Annotated in this window: 15 protein-coding genes; 10 read left to right on the forward strand and 5 right to left on the reverse strand. The window is 71.4% G+C overall.

What is annotated here, in order from left to right:
* Positions 1-63: 63 nt before the first annotated feature.
* Positions 64-483 (forward strand): DUF3040 domain-containing protein, encoded by a 420-nt coding sequence (locus AB0J78_RS13115; protein WP_363789144.1) that lies wholly within the window; start codon positions 64-66, stop codon positions 481-483.
* Between the two features lie 84 nt (positions 484-567).
* Here the strand turns inward: AB0J78_RS13115 and AB0J78_RS13120 are convergent, their stop codons facing one another.
* The 3 genes from AB0J78_RS13120 to AB0J78_RS13130 are packed head-to-tail and all read right to left on the reverse strand — an operon-like array spanning position 568 to position 5028.
* On the reverse strand, positions 568-2820 hold the full coding sequence (locus tag AB0J78_RS13120) for a DUF3488 and transglutaminase-like domain-containing protein (RefSeq protein ID WP_363789145.1): 2253 nt from the start codon (positions 2818-2820) through the stop codon (positions 568-570).
* Positions 2817-4067 (reverse strand): DUF58 domain-containing protein, encoded by a 1251-nt coding sequence (locus AB0J78_RS13125; RefSeq protein WP_363789146.1) that lies wholly within the window; start codon positions 4065-4067, stop codon positions 2817-2819. The genes AB0J78_RS13120 and AB0J78_RS13125 overlap by 4 nt, the downstream gene beginning before the upstream one ends.
* A 1-nt stretch (position 4068) precedes the next feature.
* Positions 4069-5028, reverse strand: a complete 960-nt coding sequence (locus AB0J78_RS13130; RefSeq protein WP_363789319.1) for a MoxR family ATPase — start codon at positions 5026-5028, stop codon at positions 4069-4071.
* Positions 5029-5610: 582 nt separating this feature from the next.
* On the opposite strand from AB0J78_RS13130, the gene mraZ reads away from it, so the two are divergent.
* From mraZ to AB0J78_RS13150, 4 genes are all read left to right on the forward strand, one after another.
* Complete coding sequence (gene mraZ, locus AB0J78_RS13135; RefSeq protein WP_363789147.1) at positions 5611-6042, forward strand: division/cell wall cluster transcriptional repressor MraZ; 432 nt, start codon at positions 5611-5613, stop codon at positions 6040-6042.
* Between the two features lie 209 nt (positions 6043-6251).
* Positions 6252-7250 (forward strand): 16S rRNA (cytosine(1402)-N(4))-methyltransferase RsmH, encoded by a 999-nt coding sequence (rsmH, locus tag AB0J78_RS13140; RefSeq protein ID WP_363789148.1) that lies wholly within the window; start codon positions 6252-6254, stop codon positions 7248-7250.
* Positions 7247-7981 (forward strand): hypothetical protein, encoded by a 735-nt coding sequence (locus AB0J78_RS13145; protein ID WP_363789149.1) that lies wholly within the window; start codon positions 7247-7249, stop codon positions 7979-7981. The genes rsmH and AB0J78_RS13145 overlap by 4 nt, the downstream gene beginning before the upstream one ends.
* Positions 7981-9825 carry a penicillin-binding protein 2 gene (locus AB0J78_RS13150; protein ID WP_363789150.1) on the forward strand — a complete coding sequence of 615 codons (1845 nt, stop codon included), beginning with the start codon at positions 7981-7983 and terminating at the stop codon, positions 9823-9825. Before AB0J78_RS13145 ends, AB0J78_RS13150 begins: the two co-directional genes overlap by 1 nt.
* Before the next feature lie 160 nt (positions 9826-9985).
* On the opposite strand, the gene AB0J78_RS13155 is transcribed toward AB0J78_RS13150, so the two are convergent.
* Entirely contained in the window at positions 9986-11332 is a 1347-nt protein-coding gene (locus AB0J78_RS13155) for an MFS transporter (protein ID WP_363789151.1), read from the reverse strand.
* A gap of 200 nt (positions 11333-11532) precedes the next feature.
* Between AB0J78_RS13155 and AB0J78_RS13160 the strand changes: the two genes are divergently transcribed.
* Positions 11533-13251, forward strand: a complete 1719-nt coding sequence (locus AB0J78_RS13160; protein WP_363789152.1) for an IlvD/Edd family dehydratase — start codon at positions 11533-11535, stop codon at positions 13249-13251.
* A 97-nt stretch (positions 13252-13348) separates the two neighbouring features.
* Here AB0J78_RS13160 and AB0J78_RS13165 read toward each other — a convergent pair whose 3' ends face one another.
* The gene (locus tag AB0J78_RS13165; RefSeq protein ID WP_363789153.1) at positions 13349-13858 is read right to left on the reverse strand and encodes a CHAP domain-containing protein; all 510 of its coding nucleotides are present in this window, start codon (positions 13856-13858) and stop codon (positions 13349-13351) included.
* Between the two features lie 296 nt (positions 13859-14154).
* Between AB0J78_RS13165 and AB0J78_RS13170 the strand changes: the two genes are divergently transcribed.
* The 4 genes from AB0J78_RS13170 (at position 14155) to murD (ending at position 20000) form a co-directional block, all read left to right on the forward strand.
* Complete coding sequence (locus tag AB0J78_RS13170) at positions 14155-15765, forward strand: UDP-N-acetylmuramoyl-L-alanyl-D-glutamate--2,6-diaminopimelate ligase (protein WP_363789154.1); 1611 nt, start codon at positions 14155-14157, stop codon at positions 15763-15765.
* A gap of 94 nt (positions 15766-15859) precedes the next feature.
* Positions 15860-17350, forward strand: a complete 1491-nt coding sequence (murF, locus tag AB0J78_RS13175) for a UDP-N-acetylmuramoyl-tripeptide--D-alanyl-D-alanine ligase (RefSeq protein ID WP_363789155.1) — start codon at positions 15860-15862, stop codon at positions 17348-17350.
* Positions 17347-18414, forward strand: coding sequence for a phospho-N-acetylmuramoyl-pentapeptide-transferase (gene mraY / locus AB0J78_RS13180; protein WP_132675152.1), 1068 nt, complete (start codon positions 17347-17349; stop codon positions 18412-18414). Before murF ends, mraY begins: the two co-directional genes overlap by 4 nt.
* A 188-nt stretch (positions 18415-18602) precedes the next feature.
* Positions 18603-20000, forward strand: a complete 1398-nt coding sequence (murD, locus tag AB0J78_RS13185) for a UDP-N-acetylmuramoyl-L-alanine--D-glutamate ligase (protein WP_363789156.1) — start codon at positions 18603-18605, stop codon at positions 19998-20000.
* Positions 20001-20031: the final 31 nt, after the last annotated feature.

A 20031-nucleotide genomic window follows, 5' to 3' on the forward strand; every position in this document is an offset into this window, starting at 1 on the left:
CCCCCAAGCGTTCGCCGGTCGGCAAGCCCGGCGCCACCGAGAACCTGTGCCGGAGGAGGAGTCATGCCACTCTCCGAGCACGAGCAGCGACAGCTCGAGCAGATCGAGCGCGCGCTCTACGCCGAGGACCCCAAGTTCGCCTCCACCGTGCGCGGAGGACGGCTACAACGCCCATCCCGACGTCGGCGTTTGCAGGGCATCGCCGTCTTCGTGCTGGGCCTTGCTCTGCTGGTCGTCGGCGCGGTGATCCCCGCCCTCCGACCGGCGGAGATCCCGGTGTTGAGCGTGGTCGGCTTCCTCGTGATGTTCGGCGGAGCAGTGATCGTCCTGTCCGCGTTGCGCGGTGGCGGCGATGACGCCGAGGCCACGGATGACAAGAGCGGCGGCGGGGACAAGCCGAAGCGCGGTTCCGGCCGTGCCTCCGGGCGCGGATCGCTGGCCCAACGCATGGAGGAGCGCTTCCGCAAGCGCTTCGAGCAGTAGAACCCCACATCGACGATCGCCGCCGGGCCCCATGAGGACCCGGCGGCGATCTTCGTGCGTGCGGGCAGCGGTTCCGGCCGGCCCTCAGGAGGTGCGCCACGGGGGCAGCGCCGAGCGCGGGAAGAGGCGGGAGCGCAGGTCCAGGGGAGCGTTCTGCTGGAGGCTCGCGCTGATCGCCTTCAGCGTCTCCGGCAGGGTGCCGTCCGCCTGGGAGGTGGGCGCGTACCACTCCCGCTCGACGGCCTTGACCAGCTGTTTCAGCGCGTCGGCCCCCATCGCGTCCAGGTCGTGGTCCTTGGCCAGCCGGTCGGCGAGCTGCCGGGCCGTGTGCGTGTCGCGCGGCTGGTAGCCGCGGTCCCGGAACTCGTCCAGCACCTCCCGCCACGCGGTGTCCGCCGCACCCGCGCGGCCCTCGGTGATCGCCTGGAGGCGCTGGCCGCGGCGGATCTCGCGCACGGCCAGCGGAGTCGCCGCGCCCGCGCAGGCCACCAGCGCGATCAGCACGAGCACCACCACCGACCAGCTGCGATCGGCCGGCTCGCGGCGCTGCTCGGGCACGTCGCGGGCGTCGGGCTGGTCGGGCTGCGGCCCGGCCGCAGGCGGAACCGGTGCTCCCTGTTCGGGGGCGGGCTGCGGCTGACCGGGCAGCGGGGCGGGCGCCTGCGGCGGGTGCAGCGCGGTGTCGAGGAACTGCGGCAGCGCGGTGCGGCCGTCGCTGAGCGGCGTCGGGTCGAAGGTCTGCCAGCCCCAGCCGGGGAAGTACGCCTCCACCCAGGCGTGCGCGTCCTCGGTGGTGATGACCTGCTCGGTGCCGTCCTGGTAGCCGGCGGTGAAGCCGACCGCCACGCGCGACGGGATGCCGATCGAGCGCAGCAGCACCGCCATCGACGAGGCGTACTGCTCGCAGAACCCGCGCTTGCCCCGGAACAGGAAGTCGCTCAGCGCGTCCTGCCCAGTCGCGGGGGCCGTGGTCAGGTCGTAGCGAAACCCGTTGGCGGGATCGGTGAAGTACCGGTTGACCGCCACGGCCTTGTCGAACTCGGTGGGCGCGTTCTCGGCCAGCCGCCGCGCGAGATCGGCGACCCCCGGCGCGATGCCCGAGGCGTCGACGTAGGCGGGGTCGATCGGCATCGGCCCGCGCGCGGCGCGCAGCTCCTCCGGCGAGGGATCCGGGACGATCACCTGCTGCGTGTAGGGCCGGGTCTCCTGGTTGGTCTGGGTGAACACGATCCCCGCGGCCGGGTCGTACCGCCAGTTCCGGCCCATGCCCGACACCGCGACCGGCGTGCCGAAGACCGGCAGCCAGGGGTCGCGGTATCCGATCGGCTGGACCTCGATCCGCTCGGGCCTGCCGCGTCCGATGGTGGTGCCCTCCGGCAGCGGCAGCGGGGCGTTCGCGTCGACGCCCTGCGTCAGGCCGTCGAGCTGCCAGCCGGAACGCGGGTCGAACTTGCGCAGCGTCATCGCGCGCAGGTAGCTGTCCTGCTGCAACCCCCGGACGCGGAAGAGCTCGACCACCTGGTCGCGGTTGAGCTGCCCGCGCAGCGAGGTGAACGGCTGCAGCCCGATCCCGTCGGTCCCGCCGAACTCCTCGGGGACCGAACCCGGCAGCCGGCCCTCGGTGCCGACCCCGGTGAACACCGAACCGGCCAGCACCGCGATCACCCCGGCCGTGCCCGCGACCACGGAGGTGGTCCGGCCGAACAGCGCGTAGGCGACCCGGTCCGTTTCCTCGTAACGCCTCCACCTGCGGTGATGGCCACCGGAGGCGAGCAGCAGCGCGTATCCGGCACCGCCCAGCGCAAACGACCACCACGGCAGCATCCGGTCCGACAACGACGCCGGGATCGCGAACACGCACAGCAGCACCAGGCCCGTCACCGCGGGCGTGCCGATGCCCACCGCGATCAGATCCACCAGCAGCGCCACCACGCCCAGGCCGAGGCACACCAGCGCCTGCAGCGGCGGCTCGGCCGCCACCGGCGGCACCCCGGTGCTGATGAGCTCCCTGGTACCGCCCAGCAGCCGGGCCAGCTCGCCGAACGCGGCGGGTCCCGGCAGCACCCCGAGGAACGCGCTGGACCCCGCGAACAGAACGGTCAACGTCACCAGCAGCACGGTCAGCTGCCCGGCCGCGATGCCCACGTTCGGCCAGCTCAGGTGCCTGCCCAGCACGCCGGCGCCCACGACGGCCGCGACCGTGATCAGCGCGGGCAGCAGCCAGCGCAGGTCCGCGAGCACCCCGGCGAACGCCGCCGAGGCGCACATGACGGCCACCGCTCCCGCCGCAGCGGCGACCAGCGAGGTGTCGAGGGAACCGGTCTCGTCGGTGCTCACTGCATCATTCCCGCGGTGTCGCCTGCCTTGGTCTGCCCGCACAGCTCCCGCCACACCTCGGTGATCGGCGTGCGCGGGCCGTCGGCCACCACGACGGTCCAGCCCGCCGCGCGCAGCCTGCGCGCGGCGTCGTCCACGTCGTTGCCCGCGCCGTCGCCGTTCCACGACCGGACCGCGAGCAGCACCGCGATGCTGCGGGTCTCCTGCGGGCGCAGCTTGGTCAGCTCCGCGACGGCGGCGGTGGTGGTCTCGCCGAGCACCGCGATGAGCTCGTGCCCGTCGCCGGGGTCGCGGCTGCACTCCAGATCGCGCTGCGGGGACGGGCGCACGGCTGCCAGCGAGTCCAGCAGCGCTTCGTCCCGGCCGCCGTCGTCGCCGCCGATGTTGCGGGTCAGCGGCTGTCCGTCCTCGGTGACCAGCCGGACCTGCTGGCCGTGCTGGGCCAGGTGCAGGCAGATGCTGGCGACCGCGGAGATCGCCCACTCGACGCTGTTGCCCGCGCCGTTGCCCCGGTGCGCGGCCGAACGCCGGTCCAGCAGCACGGTGACGCCACCGTGCCAGGGTCGTTCCTCCACCCGCACCATGAGCTCGTCGCGTCGCGCGGTGGATTTCCAGTGCACCCGGCGGATGTCGTCGCCCTGCCGGTACTGGCGGACCATCGCGTCGTCCTCGCCGTGCCCGGCGCGCAGCCGCGCGGTGCCGTCCTCGCCGGTGCCCAGCCCGGATCCGGCGGGCAGCCCGGCCAGCTGGACGACCTGCGGCGTGGCCACCAGCCGGGAGCGCCCGGCCAGCTCGCGGTCGAACAGGGCCAGTCCGAACGGGTCGCCGATCCAGGTGCGCAGCGGTCCGATGTGGTGGATGCCGCGCAGCGCGGGGATCACCGAGTAGGTCAGCACCTGGCCGCCGTGGCGGGGCACGAACGGCAGCCGGAACCGGGGTCGGCCGCCCAGCGCGTGCGGGGTGCCGTCCTCCAGGACCAGCCCGTCGGCGGGCAACCGGCCGCTGCCGCTGACGTGCAGCTGCACGTCAGCCCGCGATCCGACCTCCACGCGCGGTGGATCGATCACCCGCCGAGCCGCCACCCCGAACCTGACCTGGCCGGACAGCGCAAGCGCCAGCAGCGGCAATGCGATCACGAACGCCGAGACCCGCAGCAGGTCCCGCTCGTCGAGGACCAGCGCGCAGATCCCGGCTGCCACGCCCGCGGCCAGCAGGCAGCGACCGCGGATGGTCAGCCCGGACAGCATGTCAGCCTCGTTCGTCGTGCGTGTCGCCGCGCGGCACCGGGATGCGCTCCAGCAGCTGCCGCACCAGGTCGGTCGCCGAGCGGCGGGCGGCGCGGGCTTCGCTGGTCAGCACCAGCCGGTGCGCCAGGACCGGGACGGCCACGGCCTGCAGGTCGTCGGGGATGACGAAGTCGCGGCCGGCCAGCGCGGCCTGCGCGCGGGCGGCCCGCACGAGTTGCAGCGTCGAGCGCGGCGAGGCGCCCAGCCGCAGCTCGGCGAGGTTGCGGGTCGCGGTGACCAGCTCGATCGCGTAGCGGCGGATGTCGGTGGAGATGTGAACCTGGGAGACCACGCGCAGCAGTTCCTGCACCTCGGCGGCGTCGGCGGCCGGGCGCAGCTGGCTCAGCGGGTCGTGCCCGGAGTGCTCGTCGACCATCGCCAGCTCGGCCTTGGCGTCGGGGTAGCCGATCGACACCCGCGCGGTGAAGCGGTCGCGCTGGGCCTCCGGGAGGGCGTAGGTGCCCTCCATCTCGACCGGGTTCTGCGTCGCGATGACCATGAACGGCGAGCCGAGCGCGTAGGTGTCGCCGTCGACGGTGACCTGCTGCTCCTCCATGCACTCCAGCAGCGCCGACTGGGTCTTCGGCGAGGCGCGGTTGATCTCGTCGCCCACCACGACGTTGGCGAACACCGGGCCCGGGCGGAACTCGAAGCTCTCGGTCTGCCGGTTGTAGATGGACACGCCGGTGATGTCGCTGGGCAACAGGTCCGGGGTGAACTGGATGCGGCTGACGGTGCAGTCGATCGAGCGCGCGAGGGCCTTGGCCAGCGAGGTCTTGCCCACCCCGGGGACGTCCTCGACCAGCAGGTGGCCCTCGGCGAGCATGGTGACCAGCGCGATCCGGACCACCTCGGGCTTGCCGACGAGGACCTGCTCGACGTTGGCGGCGATGCGCTGGATGGTCCCGTGCACGTGATCGATGCCGGGCGCGGCGGCGACGGGCCCATCGGTCGTTGGTCCGACGGCACCGGTCAGCTGGGTTTTCGGCGTCACGCCACCTCCTGGATTGCGCCCTCCCGGTCATGTCTGGCCCGCAGACCGGGGGTGCCGGGAGGACACCCGGACCGGGCTGGCGGAGCGGGAGGCGGCACTGCCCCCACTTCACCCCACCACCGATGCCCGGCGGCTGCCGAACATCGAACGGACCTGAGCATAACCGCCTGCCCGACTAGTTGATCTACACGCGTGCTGACCGGCGGTTTTCGCGAATTTCCCACTCATCGTGGCTGGTGGACCGGCGGTGGTGCGTGGTGGGGTGGGGGCACAGCGGCGCCCCCGTTTTCCCCCACTCCGCCCCCACGGCGTGCTACCTGCGGAAACAGTCGCGACCCCGCCGGGGTGAAGGGGGCGTTTCGTGTTGACGGTGGAGCGAAGTGGGGTACTGTGGGGCGCGGTGGGGCAAAAGGGGGTCCTGCTGCCTTCGTCGGCAGTTGACTCCGCGTCGGTTCGGCGTGGGGACCAGTCGTCGGCAGGGGCGATCCGGGCCGGGGGAGGTGGACCGGGATGTTTCTCGGCACCCATCACCCCAAGCTCGACGACAAGGGGCGCTTGACGCTGCCGGCGAAGTTCCGGGACGCACTGGCTGGGGGTCTGATGGTCACCAAAGGTCAGGACCACTGCCTCTACGTCTTCCCGCGCGACGAGTTCGAGCAGATGGCGCGCAAGGTCGCCGAGGCTCCGTTCACCAACGAGGCAGTTCGCGCCTACCAGCGGTACCTGTTCGCCGGAACCGACGAGCAGCGGCCCGACGGGCAGGGGCGGATCTCCATCGCGCCGGAGCTGCGGCGCTACGCGGAGCTGAACAAGGAGTGCGTGGTCATCGGCGCGATCACCCGCCTGGAGATCTGGGAGGCGGAGAGGTGGCAGAGCTACCTCGACGAGCACGAGGAGGGCTACGCCCAGGCTCGCGAGGAGGTGCTGCCCGGCGTGTTCTGAGCGCGACGGTCGGGTTTCGTGAGGCCTCGGTCCGCTCGGCTTTCGCCTCCTGGTGCATCTTCCCCGGTACCAGGAAGCGACGGGCGGGCGGGGACCTGACGGGATCCGGCGCAAGAGGGGATCAACGCTGCGACGGTCGGTGCGCACTGCTGAGTGCGCGCCGATCGCTGGTTATGAGCAAGAACGGCACGCGGGAGGGAGGGACCGCAGTGGCCGACAAGCCGCATGAGACGGGCGGTTCCGCCCGCGACAGGCACGTGCCGGTGCTGTTGGAGCGCACGCTGGAGCTGCTCGCGCCTGCGCTGTCCCGGGACGGGGCGGTGGTCGTCGACGCCACGCTGGGCATGGGCGGGCACTCCGAGGCGATGCTCGCCGCGCACCCGGGGTTGACGCTGGTCGGACTCGACCGCGACCCGGACGCGCTGCGCCTGGCGGGCGAGCGGCTGGCGCCGTACGCCGACCGGATCCACCTGGTGCACGCGGTCTACGACGAGTGGGACCGGGTGCTCGACGAGCTCGGACTGTCCGCTGTGGACGCTGCGCTGTTCGACCTGGGCGTGTCCTCGTTGCAGCTGGACGAGGCCGACCGCGGTTTCGCCTACTCGCAGGACGCGCCCCTGGACATGCGGATGGATCCCGGTGCGCCGCGCACCGCCGCCGACGTCCTCAACACCTACGCGCACGAGGACCTGGCGCGGGTGCTGCGGGTCTACGGCGAGGAGAAGTTCGCGGGCAAGATCGCCTCGGCGATCCTGCGCGAGCGCGACAAGGAACCGTTCAGCAACAGCGCACGGCTGGTCGAGCTGCTCTACAACGCGGTCCCGGCCGCCAGCCGGCGCACCGGAGGGCACCCGGCCAAGCGCACCTTCCAGGCGCTGCGCATCGAGGTCAACGCCGAGCTCGACGTGCTGGAGCGGGCGCTGCCCGCGGCTCTGGAGTCGCTGGCCGTGGGCGGTCGGATCGCGGTCATGTCCTACCACTCGCTGGAGGACAAGATCACCAAGCGGGAGCTCGCCGATCGCGTGAAGTCCCGCACCCCGGTCGACCTGCCGGTCGAACTCCCCGGGCACGGGCCGGAATTCCGGCTGCTCACCCGGGGTTCCGAGCAGGCCGGTGAGGACGAGAGAGAAACCAACCCCAGGGCGGCTTCGGTGCGGCTGCGCGCCGCCGAGCGGATCCGCGGGGGCAACGGCGAGGAGGCGACATGACTGCACCTGCACGTGCCAACGCGGCTTCACGGACCGACAGCGCCCAGGCCGAGACCGTCGAGAAGACCCGCACGGCACCTCAGCCGACGGGGCTGAAGCCGCCGCCCAAGAAGGCCGACAAGCGCCGCACCCGCTCGGCCGCCGCCGAGCGCGCCTACGCGCGTCGCGAGGAGCGCCGCGAGCAGTCCGCCCGGCGCCCGCGCCAGGTCCGGCAGGGCATCGAGGAACGACGTCCTGTCGCGGCCATGCCGCGCGCCAAGCAGCTGGTGCACGACCGGGTCTCGACGCTGGCCCGGCTGCCGCTGGTCGTGGTCGTGATGGTCGTGCTGGCCACCGGCCTGGCGGCGACGCTGTGGCTGTCGATCTCGGCGGTCAGCGGCAGCTACCAGCTGCAGGAGGGCGAATCCCGGGTCAACGCGCTCAACGAGCGCAAGGAGCAGCTGCAGCGCGACGTCAGCACGATGGGTTCGACGCCGGAGATCCAGCGCCGCGCCGAGCAGGAGCTCGGCATGGTCAAGGCCCCGGCGCCTGCGCACCTGGTGCCGCAGCCGGACGGTTCGGTCGTGGTCGTCGGTGAGCCGGAGAAGGCCACCGCCCCGCCGCCACCCGCCCCGCCCGCGCCGCCGGCCGCGCAGGGTCAGGCGGTCGTGCCCGGTCAGCCGGTTCCGCCGGCGGCCCCGCAGACCGCGCCGCAGAACGACCCGGCCCAAGCGCAGGCGATGGGGCGCTGATGCCGCGCAGGCCCCAAACACGAGGTCGCACCGCCCGCACCAACGTCGCCGGAAGCAACCGGCGGTTGTTGGTCGGGCGGTTGCTCATGGTGATCGCGTTGCTGGTCACCGGGGCCAAGCTGGTCCAGGTGCAGGGCGTGGAAGCCGGTGAGCTGTCCAGCCAGGCCGAGAAGCAGCGGATCACCAAGGACGCGATCCCCGCCGAACGCGGGTCCATCGTGGACCGCAACTCCAACGTGCTCGCCTTCTCCAGCGAAGCGCGCCAGCTCTACGCCAACCCGCGCCAGCTCACGCAGGCTTTCGACGAGCAGCACGCCAAGGATCCGAGCAAGCCGACCTCGGTGCAGCACAAGCAGGAAATCGCCCGGTTCATCGCCAAGACGCTGCCCGGCCAGATCACCGAGCAGGAGGTGCTGGACGCGCTGTTCAAGGACGCCGCGTTCACCTACTTCGGTCCCGAGATCGATCCCAGCCAGGCCAACCTGATCACCGAGAAGTACCCGCACATCGGCGCCGAGTACCGCGCCACCCGCGAGTACCCGGCGGGCAACCTGGCGGCCAACGTCATAGGCGCGGCGAACTGGCGGATGGACGAGCGCAAGGTCCAGGGCCAGATCGGCCTGGAACTGGCGATGAACAAGGTCCTCGCAGGTCGCAACGGCACCAAGGTCTCCGACACCGCGATGGGGTCGAGCCTGGTCATCCCCGGCACCGAGCGAGAGCTGGAACCGGCCACCCCCGGTTCGGACGTGCAGCTGACCCTGGACTCCGACCTGCAGCACATGGTGCAGCAGGCGGTCTCCGACTACGCCGGCCGCGCGGGTGCCAAGAGCGCGAGCGCGGTGGTCCTCGACGCCAAGACCGGCGAGGTCTACGCGCTGGCCAACGACAAGACCTTCGACCCGCGCGGCCCGTGGGTGGGCAACCTCGGCAACCCGGCGGTCACCACGCCCTTCGAGCCCGGCTCCGTCAACAAGCTGATCACCGCGGCGGGCGCGATCGAGCACGGCGTGGTCAAGCCCGAGACGGTGCTGCAGGTGCCGGGCAGCATCGAGGTCGCCGACCGCACGGTGGGTGACGCGTGGGAGCACGGCACCATCGGCCTGACCTTCACCGGCGTTCTCGGCAAGTCCTCCAACGTGGGGACGCTGATGGTCGCCCAGCAGCTCGGCGAGCAGCGGTGGTACGACCTGGCCAAGGCGTTCGGGCTCGGCAAGCTGACCGGCATCGGCCTGCCCGGCGAGAGCGGGGGCAGCCTGCTCCCGCGCGAGAAGTGGTCGGGCTCGTCCTTCGCGAACCTGCCCATCGGGCAGGGGCTCTCGATGACCGTGCTGCAGATGGCGGGCATGTACCAGGCGATCGCCAACGACGGCGTCCGCATGCCGCCGCGCATCATCGAGGCCGAGATCGGCCCGGACGGAACGCGGATCGAACGGCCGCGTCCGGAACCGGTCCGGGTCGTGAGCCCGCAGACCGCGCACACCGTCAAGGACATGCTGCGCTCGGTGGTGCAGAACGGTCCTGGCAGCGCCGACGACGGCACGGGCCCGGCCGCCGCGATGCCGGGGTACCAGGTGTCGGGCAAGACCGGTACGGCGCAGCAGATCGATCCCGCGTGCCGCTGCTACAGCCAGTCCAAGTACTGGATCACGTTCGCAGGCATGGTCCCCGCGGACGATCCGCGGTTCGTGGTCGGCCTGATGCTCGACGCCCCGTCCGGTTCCCGCGAATCCAGCTCGGCGGCGCCGCTGTTCAACACGATCGCCAGTTCCCTCACCCAGCGCTACCAGATCCCGCTGTCCAAGGAACAGGCCCCGATGCAGACGCTGCAGCTCCCTGAGTGAACCGACAACCGGCTCTCCCCTTCGCGGGGAGAGCCGGTTGTCGGTGTGCGGTGTGTTGCGAGGGGGCAGTTCTGGTCCGAATTGACCGGGCAAAACGGACGTGATCAGGGGTCGATTCGGACCACAACCACCCCTTGGTGGGCTTCCGGGGGAGTTCGGGTCAGTTCCGGTCGAGGTTCTTCGTGGCTCGGGTGGTCTGCGGGGTCGTGGATCTCGTCGTGGCGGTGGGGTCTTCGGACTTGGTGAGGGTGAGGAAGAGGGCTGCTGCGGCGAAACCGCAGAGGGCGAGGAGGTAGAGGCCTGCCGCGTCGGAGTCGAGAGTGGATTCGACCCAGGTCTTGGCGACCGGGGCGACGAAGCCGCCCAGGTTGCCCAGCGAGTTGATGAGGCCGATGCCGGCCGCCGCGGCGGTTCCCGTCAGGTAGGCGGCCGGGAAGGTCCAGAAGACCGGCTGAACGGTGATGTAGCCGGCCGCGGCCACCGACAGGCCCGCGATGGCCAGGACCGGGTTGCTGAAGGCCGCGGAGGCCGCGATGCCGACCGAGCCGACGGCGACGCAGGCGGCCGCGACGAAGCGCTTCTTCGGCTGGGCAAGGCGGTCCGCGGCCGTGTTGACCACGATGTTGACCACCAGCGCCACGGTCCACGGGATCGCCGTGACCAGCCCGACCAGCAGTCCGACCTCGCTGCCGACGGCTTCGGACACCTGCGTCGGCAGGTAGAAGGTCATGCCGTAGACGCTGCACTGGATCAGGAAGTAGATCAGGCAGAAGTACAGCACCCGGAGGTCCACCAGGGCCGACAGCAGCCGGTGCGGTCCTCGCTTCGCCCCGTCCTCGGCGTCCAGCGCGGCTTGCAGGGTGGTGCGCTGCTCCTCGGTGAGCCACTTGGCGTGGGCGGGGGAGTCGTCGAGGTAGAAGAACGCCCACACGCCCACGACGCAGGCGATCAGGCCCTCGACGGCGAACATCCACTGCCAGCCCAGGAACCCGGCCGCGCCGTCGAGCTCCAGCAGCGCGCCCGACAGCGGTGCGCCGAGCACGGAGGCCAGCGGGATGCCGAAGTAGAACAGCGCGTTGCAGCGGGCGCGGTAGGCGTGCGGAACCCAGTAGGTGATGTAGAGGATCACGCCGGGGAAGAACCCGGCTTCGGCCACGCCGAGCAGGAAGCGCAGCAGGTAGAACAGGAACTCGCTGTTGACCAGCGACATCGCCGCCGAGATGAGTCCCCAGGTGACCATGATCCGGCACATCCACCAGCGGGCACCGACCCGCGTCATGATCAGGTTGCTGGGGACTTCGAACAGCGCGTAGCCGATGAAGAACAGGCCCGCGCCGAGCGCGTACGCGGCCTCCGAGATGCCGGCGTGCGCCTGGAACTCCTCCTTGGCGAAGCCGATGTTGACGCGGTCCAGGAACGCGATGACGTACATCAGGAACAGGAACGGGATCAGTCGGACCATGACTCGCCGTACCGCTGTGCGCAGCGCCGGGGCGTCGGATCGCACCGTGCCTCCTCGTCGAGGTTCGGTATGTCGAACGTTGTTCGTGATTTGGATCACGAGCGTAGGAGCGTCGCTCGGCGGCGTCAACGGTCCCGTTCGAAATGGCAACCACTGTTCGGTATTGCGGATGGGCTATTGCGCGCTGCCGCACGAGCTGGTTACGTCCCTTCCATCCGCTGGAAACCACAGCTCAGGAGGACGCGATGAGCACGCCGCGGCGCAGCGCCAGCTGGTTCGGGGCCTACGGGCGAGCAGGCATGACCGCTCGTTCCTGGGTGAAGAACCAGGGCTACAGCGACGAGGTGTTCGACGGGCGGCCGGTCATCGGCATCGGCACGACCTGGTCGGAGCTGGCCCCGTGCAACGCCCACCAGCAGCGCATCGCCGAATCGGTGAAGCGCGGAGTGTGGCAGGCGGGCGGATTCCCCCTGGAATTCCCCAACATGGCGCTCGGCGAGACGCTGATGCGGCCGACCACCATGCTCTACCGCAACCTGCTGGCCATGCAGGCCGAGGAGACCATCCGCGCCAACCCGCTCGACGGCCTGGTGCTGCTGTCCGGTTGCGACAAGACCACTCCGGGGCTGCTGATGGCGGCCTCCAGCGTCGACCTGCCAGCCGTGATGCTCACCGGCGGACCGATGCTCAACGGCAAGTACCGGGGAACCGACATCGGCTCCGGCACCGCCGTGTGGCAGGCCGAGGCCGACCTGGTCGCGGGTCGCATCGACCAGGAGGAGTGCTACTTCATCGAGGGCTGCATGTCCCGCTCCAACGGGCACTGCATGACGATGGGCACCGCCTCGACCATGGCCTGCGTCGTCGAGGCGCTGGGCATGCAGCTGCCCTACGCCGCGTCCTGGCCCGCCGTGGACGCCCGCCGCTACGCCACCGCGCAGCAGACCGGGCAGCGGATCGTGGAGATGGTCTCCGAGGACCTCAAGCCCTCCGACATCCTCACCCGCGAGGCGTTCCGCAACGCCATCCGCGCCAACGCCGCCATCGGCGGCTCCACCAACGCCGTGGTGCACCTGATCGCGATCGCCAAGCGGGTCGGCGTGGAGCTCACCGTCGACGACTTCGACCTCGACACCCGCGAGGTGCCGACGCTGGTGAACCTGCAGCCCAGCGGCAAGTTCCTGATGGAGGACTTCTGCTACGCGGGCGGGCTTCCCGCGGTCCTCAAGGAGCTCGGCGCACTGGTCGATCGCGAGGCGATCACCGTCAACGGCAAGACGATGGGCGAGAACATCGCCGACGCCGAGGTGCACAACCGCGAGGTCATCACCTCCTTCGACGAGCCGTTCCAGGCCGTGGGCACCGGCACCGCGGTGCTGCGCGGATCGCTGGCGCCCGGTGGTGCCGTGATCAAGCAGTCCGCGGCCTCGCCCCGGCTGCTGGTGCACCGGGGCACGGCGATGGTGTTCGAGGACGTCGACGAGTACTACGCGGTGTGCAAGGACGACGATCTCGACGTCGACGAGAACACCGTGCTGGTGGTCCGCAACGCCGGGCCGAAGGGTTACCCGGGGATGCCCGAGGTCGCCAACGTCCCGGTGCCGAAGAAGGTGCAGGACGCCGGGTTCGACGACATCGTCCGCATCTCCGACGGCCGGATGAGCGGTACCGCCTACGGCACCGTCGTCCTGCACGTCACGCCCGAGGCCGCGGCCGGAGGACCGCTGGCCTTCGTCCGCACGGGCGACACCATCAGCATCGACGTGCCCAACCGGCGGCTGGACCTGGAGATCCCGGACGAGGAGCTCCAGCGCCGCCAGGCCGAGTGGAAGGACCCGGACAACCCCTACGAGCGCGGTTGGCAGCGGCTCTACTACGACCACGTCCTGCAGGCGTCCGACGGTGCCGATCTGGACTTCCTCGTCGGCAAGTCCGGCAGCTACGTCCCCCGCGACGGCCACTGACCGAGCGACGGACCGCGCTGAGCGACCTACCCGGATGCTCAGCGCGGTCAGGCGCGTGGCGTTCGAATTTCGCGCGAAATTCGAAGGGGCTGGGGTGTCAGAGGCCGGCGGGGACCTGCGGGTCGCTCCAGCCGAGGTAGTTGCTGAAGTAGGAGGTGCTGTCGGCGTGGCCGATGGCGCCGTTGACGCTGCTGCTGTGGAAGCCGCCGTTGCCGTCGGCGATGCCGACGTGGCCGTACTCGCTGATGTTCCAGTAGACGAAGGCGCCGGCCGGGGGAGTGGAGCCGTCGGTGTGGGCCTTGCCCGCGGCGACCGCGCCGTTCCAGTGGTCGATGGCGGAGGGCCAGACGCCGGTGACGCCCCAGGCGTTCTCGGCGGCCATCTCGCACATGCCCTCGTAGGAGGTGTCTCCCGTGTGGGCCTCGTACCACTCGACGGCGCCCTGGGCGGTGCCGTCGCCGGCGTCGAGCGGGGTGACGGCGGCCGGTGCGGTGGCGGCGGGTTCGGCGGCCGGCGCGGCCGGCGCGGTCTGGGCGGTCAGCGGAGCGAGGAGCAGTGCGGCGGCGAGACCGGTGGCGGCCACGCGGCCGGGACGATGGTTTCTCACGACTTCCTCCAGAGGCTGGTGAATCTCCAACGGGCATCGGAACGTTATAGGTCCGGAATGTCGTGAGCCAGGGGTGCGTCCACTTCTCGCCACGGCGCCTGCCGAGCCTGAAAGCGGACACCCTGCCCGGCGTCCGTCACGCTTCGGAACGGGCGTGCACGGGGCGTCGAAACGCGCGCCCCGAACAGCGCAGCGCCCGGAGCGCCACTGCTCGGTTCAGCGCAGCGGTCGTGCGGCCGAACGGGTGGGCGACCATGGAGATGCGGCCGACGGTGCTACCGGTAGCCTTGCGCGACGTGCCTTCCGCGGTCGCGACTGCTCCGCCTCGACCCACCCGCGTCGAGCCGGTGCAGATCAACAAGCTCGCCGATGAAATCGGCGCGCGCGTGGTGCGCGTACCTGGTCAGCCCGCCTTCGAAACGGCGGTCACCGGTGCCACACTCCGCGCTCAACACGTGCGTCCCGGCGACCTCTTCGCCGCCCTACCCGGCATCCGCGTGCACGGCGCCGACTTCGCCGAGCAGGCGCTCGACGCGGGCGCGCACGCGGTGCTCACCGACGCCGACGGAATCCTCCGCGCGAACCTGACCGAGCATCCCGCGGTCCGCGCGGGGCGCGTGGTGCTGCTGGAGCACGACGACCCGCGCGGCGTCCTCGGCAGGGCGTCGGCGCTGATCTACGGGGACCCGTCCAGCAAGCTGAAGATCCTCGGCGTCACCGGCACCTCCGGCAAGACGACCACCAGCTACCTGCTGGAATCCGCGCTCAACGCCGCCGGCCTCACCACCGGCCAGATCGGCACGGTGGAGACCCGGATCGCCGGTGAGCGCCTGGACAGCGCGTTCACCACCCCGGAGGCCCCCGACCTGCAGGCGCTGCTGGCGGTGATGGTCGAGCACGACGTGACCACGGTCGCCATGGAGGTCTCCAGCCACGCGCTGGCCATGGGCCGCGTGTCGGGCACCCGCTTCGCGGTCGGGGCCTTCAGCAACCTCTCCCAGGACCACCTGGACTTCCACCGCGACCTGGAGGACTACTTCCAGGCCAAGGCGCTGCTGTTCGACGGGCGCGCCGAGCACGAGGTGGTCTGCGTGGACGGCGACTGGGGTCGCAGGCTGGTCACCGCTGGCACGGTCACCGTCTCCACCGAGAGCACCGGCGCCGACTGGACCGCCACCGACGTCACGGCGTACCCGACCGGCGAGCAGACCTTCACCGCGCACGGTCCCGGCGGCATCGAGATGCCGATCCGGCTGCGCCTTCCCGGTCCGTTCAACGTCGCGAACGCGCTGCTGGCGATCGGTGTGCTGCACGCCGCCGACGTCCCGCTGGTCGCGATCGAAAAGGGCCTCGCCGAGGTCGACGTGCCCGGTCGGATGGAGCGTGTCGCGCTGGGGCAGGACTTCACCGCTGTGGTGGACTACTCGCACAAACCTGGTGCGGTTTCGGCCGTGCTGGACGCCGCGAGAGCGCAGGTCGACGGCGACGTCGTCGTCGTGCTCGGCTGCGGAGGCGACCGGGACACCGCCAAGCGCCCGCTGATGGGCGAGGCCGCCGCACGGCGGTCGGAACTGCTGATCGTCACCGACGACAATCCGCGGAGCGAGGACCCGGCCGACATCCGGGCCGCGATGCTGGCGGGGGCCCAGGAGGTGCCCACCGGCGAGCGTGGTGAGGTGATCGAGATCGGCGACCGCCGAGCGGCCATCGTCGCGGCGGTCGAACGTGCCAAGTCCGGCGACATCGTGGTCGTCGCGGGCAAGGGTCACGAGACAGGACAGGATGTGGCGGGCGTGGTGCACCCCTTCTCGGACCGGGAGGAGCTGGCCGCCGCGCTGCGCCATAGGCTTGGCCACAACGAAGAAACCCAAGATCGTCGGGGGCGGGACACGACAGCGGGCGCGTGAGCGCCGAAACGCTGGCGAAGCAGCAGATCAGGAGGCCGGGTGACAACCCGGCCTGCCGGACGCGGATGTCCCGCAAGAACACCGAGGAGGCAGGTTGATCCGGCTCAGCCTTGCTGACATCGCTTCGGCGGTGGACGGCAGGCTTCACCGTGCGGAAGGTTCGGAGATCGTCAGCGCCGGGGTCGAGTTCGACTCGCGCAAGATCACCGACGGCGGGCTTTTCGTGGCCGTGCCGGGAGAACGCGTCGACGGGCACGACTTCGCCGCGCAGTCCATCACCGACGGCGCGACCGGCGTGCTCGCCGCGCGCGAGGTGGACGCCCCCGCAGTGCTGGTGCCGACGGTGCCGGTCGAGGAGCGCTCCAGCGCCATGGCGCTGGCCGGCGACACCGACGGCACCGGAGCGGCCGTGCTGGCCGGGCTGGCGAAGCTGGCCCGCCACGTCGTGGACCGGCTGCCGGAGCTCGCCGTCGTCGGCGTGACCGGCTCGTCCGGCAAGACGTCCACCAAGGACCTGATCGCGCAGCTGCTGGCCCCGATGGGGCCGACGGTCGCGCCGCCCGGCTCGTTCAACAACGAGCTCGGCCACCCGTGGACGGTGCTGCGCGCCGACGAGCAGACCCGGCACCTCGTGCTGGAGCTGTCGGCCCGCGGTGTCGGCCACATCGCGAGCCTCTGCGAGGTCGCCCCGCCGCGCATCGGCGTGGTCCTCAACGTCGGCCACGCGCACCTGGGCGAGTTCGGCTCGCAGGAGGCGGTCGCGCAGGCCAAGGGCGAGCTCGTGGAGTCGCTGCCCGCCGACGGAGTCGCGGTGCTCAACGCCGACGACCCGCTGGTGGCGGCGATGGCCGAGCGCACCCGGGCGCGGGTGGTCTTCGTCGGCGAGTCCCCGAAAGCCCACGTGCGCGCCGAGGACGTCGAGGTCGACGAGCTCGCGCGGCCGACGTTCACGCTGGTCACCGGAGAGGGAACCCCGGCCGGGCGGACCACGGCGCGCGTGACGCTGCCGCTGTTCGGCGAGCACCACGTCGGCAACGCCCTGTCGGCCGCGGCCGTGGCGCTGGAGCTGGGCGCGACGCTGCCGCAGGTCGCCGAACGGCTGGGCTCCATCCAGCGGGTCTCCGCGCGACGCATGGAGGTCGCCGAGACCCCGAACGGCGTCACCGTGGTCAACGACGCCTACAACGCCAACCCCGAGTCGGTGCGCGCCGCGCTGAAGACGCTGGCCGCGATGACCAGGGGCCGCCCCGCGCGGGCGTGGGCCGTGCTCGGGCCGATGGCCGAGCTCGGCGACGCCGACGTGGAGGCGCATGACGAGATCGGGCGGCTGGCCGTCCGGCTGAACATCGACCGGCTCGTGGTGGTCGGCGAACAGGCCCAGGCGATGCACCAGGCCGCATCGCTGGAAGGGTCGTGGGGAGAGGAATCGGTGCTCGTTGCGGACATCGACGAGGCCGTCGCGCTGCTGCGCGCCGAGCTGCGTCCGGGTGATGTGGTCTTGACCAAGGCGTCCAACTCGGCCGGGCTGTGGCGAGTCGCGGAAGCCTTGTTCGCCGATGGCGGTAATGGAGAGCAGCAGCAGTGAAGCCGATTCTGATTTCCGCCGCGGTGGCGCTGGTGGTCTCGATCCTGTTCACGCCCTACCTGATCCGGGTGTTCTCCCGGCAGGGCTTCGGCCAGGAGATCCGCGAAGAGGTGCAGGGCCAGCACGCCGCCAAGCGCGGCACGCCGACGATGGGCGGCATGGCCATCCTGGTCGCGATGTGGTGCGGCTACCTGGTCACACACCTGGTGATGGGCGAGCCGCCCACCGCCACCGGGCTGCTGGTGCTGGGGCTGACCACGGCGCTGGGCATCGTCGGGTTCCTCGACGACTTCATCAAGATCCGCAAGCAGCGCAACCTGGGTCTGAACAAGACCGCGAAGCTGGTCGGCCAGCTGGTCGCTTCGGTGCTTTTCGCGATCCTGGCGATCCAGTTCCCGAACCAGAACGACGTCACCCCGGCGTCGGTGGACCTGTCGTTCCTGCGGGACATCACGGTGATCTCGTTCGGCGCGGTCGGGTTCGTGATCTTCGCCTACATCGCGATCAGCGGCTGGTCCAACGCGGTCAACTTCACCGACGGCATGGACGGCCTGGCCGGTGGCACGGCGGCGATGGTGCTGGCGACCTACGTGCTCATCGCGTTCTGGCAGCTGCGCAACGACTGCTTCGGCGCCGGCCCGGCCCCGGGCTGCTACACGGTGCGCGACCCGCTGGACATCGCGGTGGTCGCGGCGGCGGCGATGGCCGCCTGCGTCGGGTTCCTGTGGTGGAACGCCGCGCCCGCGAAGATCTTCATGGGTGACACCGGCTCGCTGGCGCTGGGCGGTCTGCTGGCGGGCCTGTCGATGGCGACCCGCACCGAACTGCTGATGATCATCATCGGTGGCGTGTTCGTCGTCGAGGCGCTGTCGGTGGTGCTGCAGATCGTGGTGTTCCGCACGACTCGCCGACGCCTGTTCCGGATGGCCCCGTTCCACCACCACTTCGAGCTGGCGGGCTGGGCCGAGACCACGGTCATCATCCGGTTCTGGGTGCTGGCGGGCATCAGCTGCATGTTCGGCGTGGGGCTCTTCTACGCCGACTGGCTGGCGCTGGCGCGGTAGGGATCTCCGCGTGGCGGAACCTGAGGGCTCCGCGGACCGCGGGCGCCACCGTCCCACGCGCGGCGGAGCGGCCGTCCTCGCCACGAAGCCGCTCAGGACCCGCGGCGGCGCCAGTGCCTAGGGTGGGCTGAGCGGCTTCGCCGCTCGAAGACGATGAATCGCACGACGACGAGGCAGGGAGGCGGGCCGTGAGCCGGTACCGAGGGTTGCAGGTGCTGGTCGCCGGTGCCGGGGTGTCCGGGCGGTCGGCGGCGGAGGCGCTGCTGGCGGCGGGTGCCGAGGTGACGGTCACCGACGGTTCGGCGGACCGGCTCGCCGCGCTCGCCTCGCTGGAATCCCAGGGCGCGCGGCTCGTTCCCGGGCTCAACACCCCGCCGGAGGGCACGGACCTGGTGGTCACCAGCCCCGGCTGGCGGCCCGACGCGCCGCTGCCCGCTGCGGCCGCCGCCGGCGGGATCGAGGTGATCGGTGAGGTCGAGCTCGCGTGGTGGCTGGACCAGGAGCGGCCCGAGGGCCCCGCGACGTGGCTCGCGGTGACCGGCACGAACGGCAAGACGACCACGGTGAGCATGCTGGAGTCGATCCTGCGCGCCGCCGATGCCGACGTCGTGGCCTGCGGGAACGTCGGGCTGCCCGTGGTGGACGCGGTCCGCGCTGGGCACCGGGTGCTGGCGGTGGAGCTCTCCAGCTTCCAGCTGCACTGGCAGCAGGCGCTGCGCCCGAAGGCCGGTGCGGTGCTCAACCTCGCCGACGACCACCTCGACTGGCACGGCTCGCTGGAGTCCTACGGCGAGGCGAAGGCGAAGGTGTTCGCGGGCAACGACGTCGCGGTGTTCAACGCCGACGACGAGTGGTCCACCCGGCTCGTCGAGGCCGCCGGGGGACGGCGAGTGTCGTTCACCCTAGGCGTCCCGCAGGCAGGTCAGCTCGGCGTCGACGAGGACCGGCTGGTCGACCGCGCTTTCGGTGATGACGTGGAACTCGCCCGGCTGTACGAGGTCCGACCGGCGGGTCCGCACAACGTGGCGAACGCGCTGGCCGCGGCGGCGCTGGCCCGCGCCCTCGGCGTCGAACCGGCGGCCGTCGCGGCGGGCCTGCGCGACTTCGAGCCCGGCGCGCACCGCTCGGTGCTCATCGCCGAAGCCGACGGTGTGTCCTATGTGGACGACTCCAAGGCCACCAACCCGCACGCCGCCGACGCCGCCCTGCGCGCCCACGACTCCGTCGTGTGGATCGCGGGTGGCCTGCTCAAGGGCGCCGACGTCGACGAGCTGGTCCGCGCCAACGCCGGACGGCTCGCGACCGCGGTGCTGATCGGTCGGGACCGGGGCGAGTTCTCCGCCGCACTCGGCCGACACGCCCCGGATGTGCCCGTGCACGAGGTCGCATCGGGGGACGATGCGGGCATGCTCGAAGCGGTTCGCCTGGCGCACGACAGCGCGCGGCCCGGCTCGGTGGTGCTGCTCGCCCCAGCGGCAGCGTCGATGGACATGTTCACCGACTACGCCCACCGCGGCAGGGCTTTCGCCGACGCGGTGCGCGACGTGCTGTCCGAAACCCCGGCGGCGACGACGCGCGGCGGGTGATCCGGTGACCACCGCTGCGACGAAGGGCGCT

The organism is Saccharopolyspora sp. NPDC049426 (assembly GCF_040676935.1).
Taxonomy (GTDB): Bacteria; Actinomycetota; Actinomycetes; order Mycobacteriales; family Pseudonocardiaceae; genus Saccharopolyspora.

What these genes read in the sequence shown, in the direction of transcription:
- AB0J78_RS13115 (WP_363789144.1), top strand. Translation starts at nt 64, where the DNA reads ATGCCACTCTCCGAGCACGAGCAGCGACAGCTCGAGCAGATCGAGCGC.
- AB0J78_RS13125 (WP_363789146.1), bottom strand. Translation starts at nt 4,067, where the DNA reads ATGCTGTCCGGGCTGACCATCCGCGGTCGCTGCCTGCTGGCCGCGGGC.
- mraZ (WP_363789147.1), top strand. Translation starts at nt 5,611, where the DNA reads ATGTTTCTCGGCACCCATCACCCCAAGCTCGACGACAAGGGGCGCTTG.
- AB0J78_RS13145 (WP_363789149.1), top strand. Translation starts at nt 7,247, where the DNA reads ATGACTGCACCTGCACGTGCCAACGCGGCTTCACGGACCGACAGCGCC.
- AB0J78_RS13150 (WP_363789150.1), top strand. Translation starts at nt 7,981, where the DNA reads ATGCCGCGCAGGCCCCAAACACGAGGTCGCACCGCCCGCACCAACGTC.
- AB0J78_RS13160 (WP_363789152.1), top strand. Translation starts at nt 11,533, where the DNA reads ATGAGCACGCCGCGGCGCAGCGCCAGCTGGTTCGGGGCCTACGGGCGA.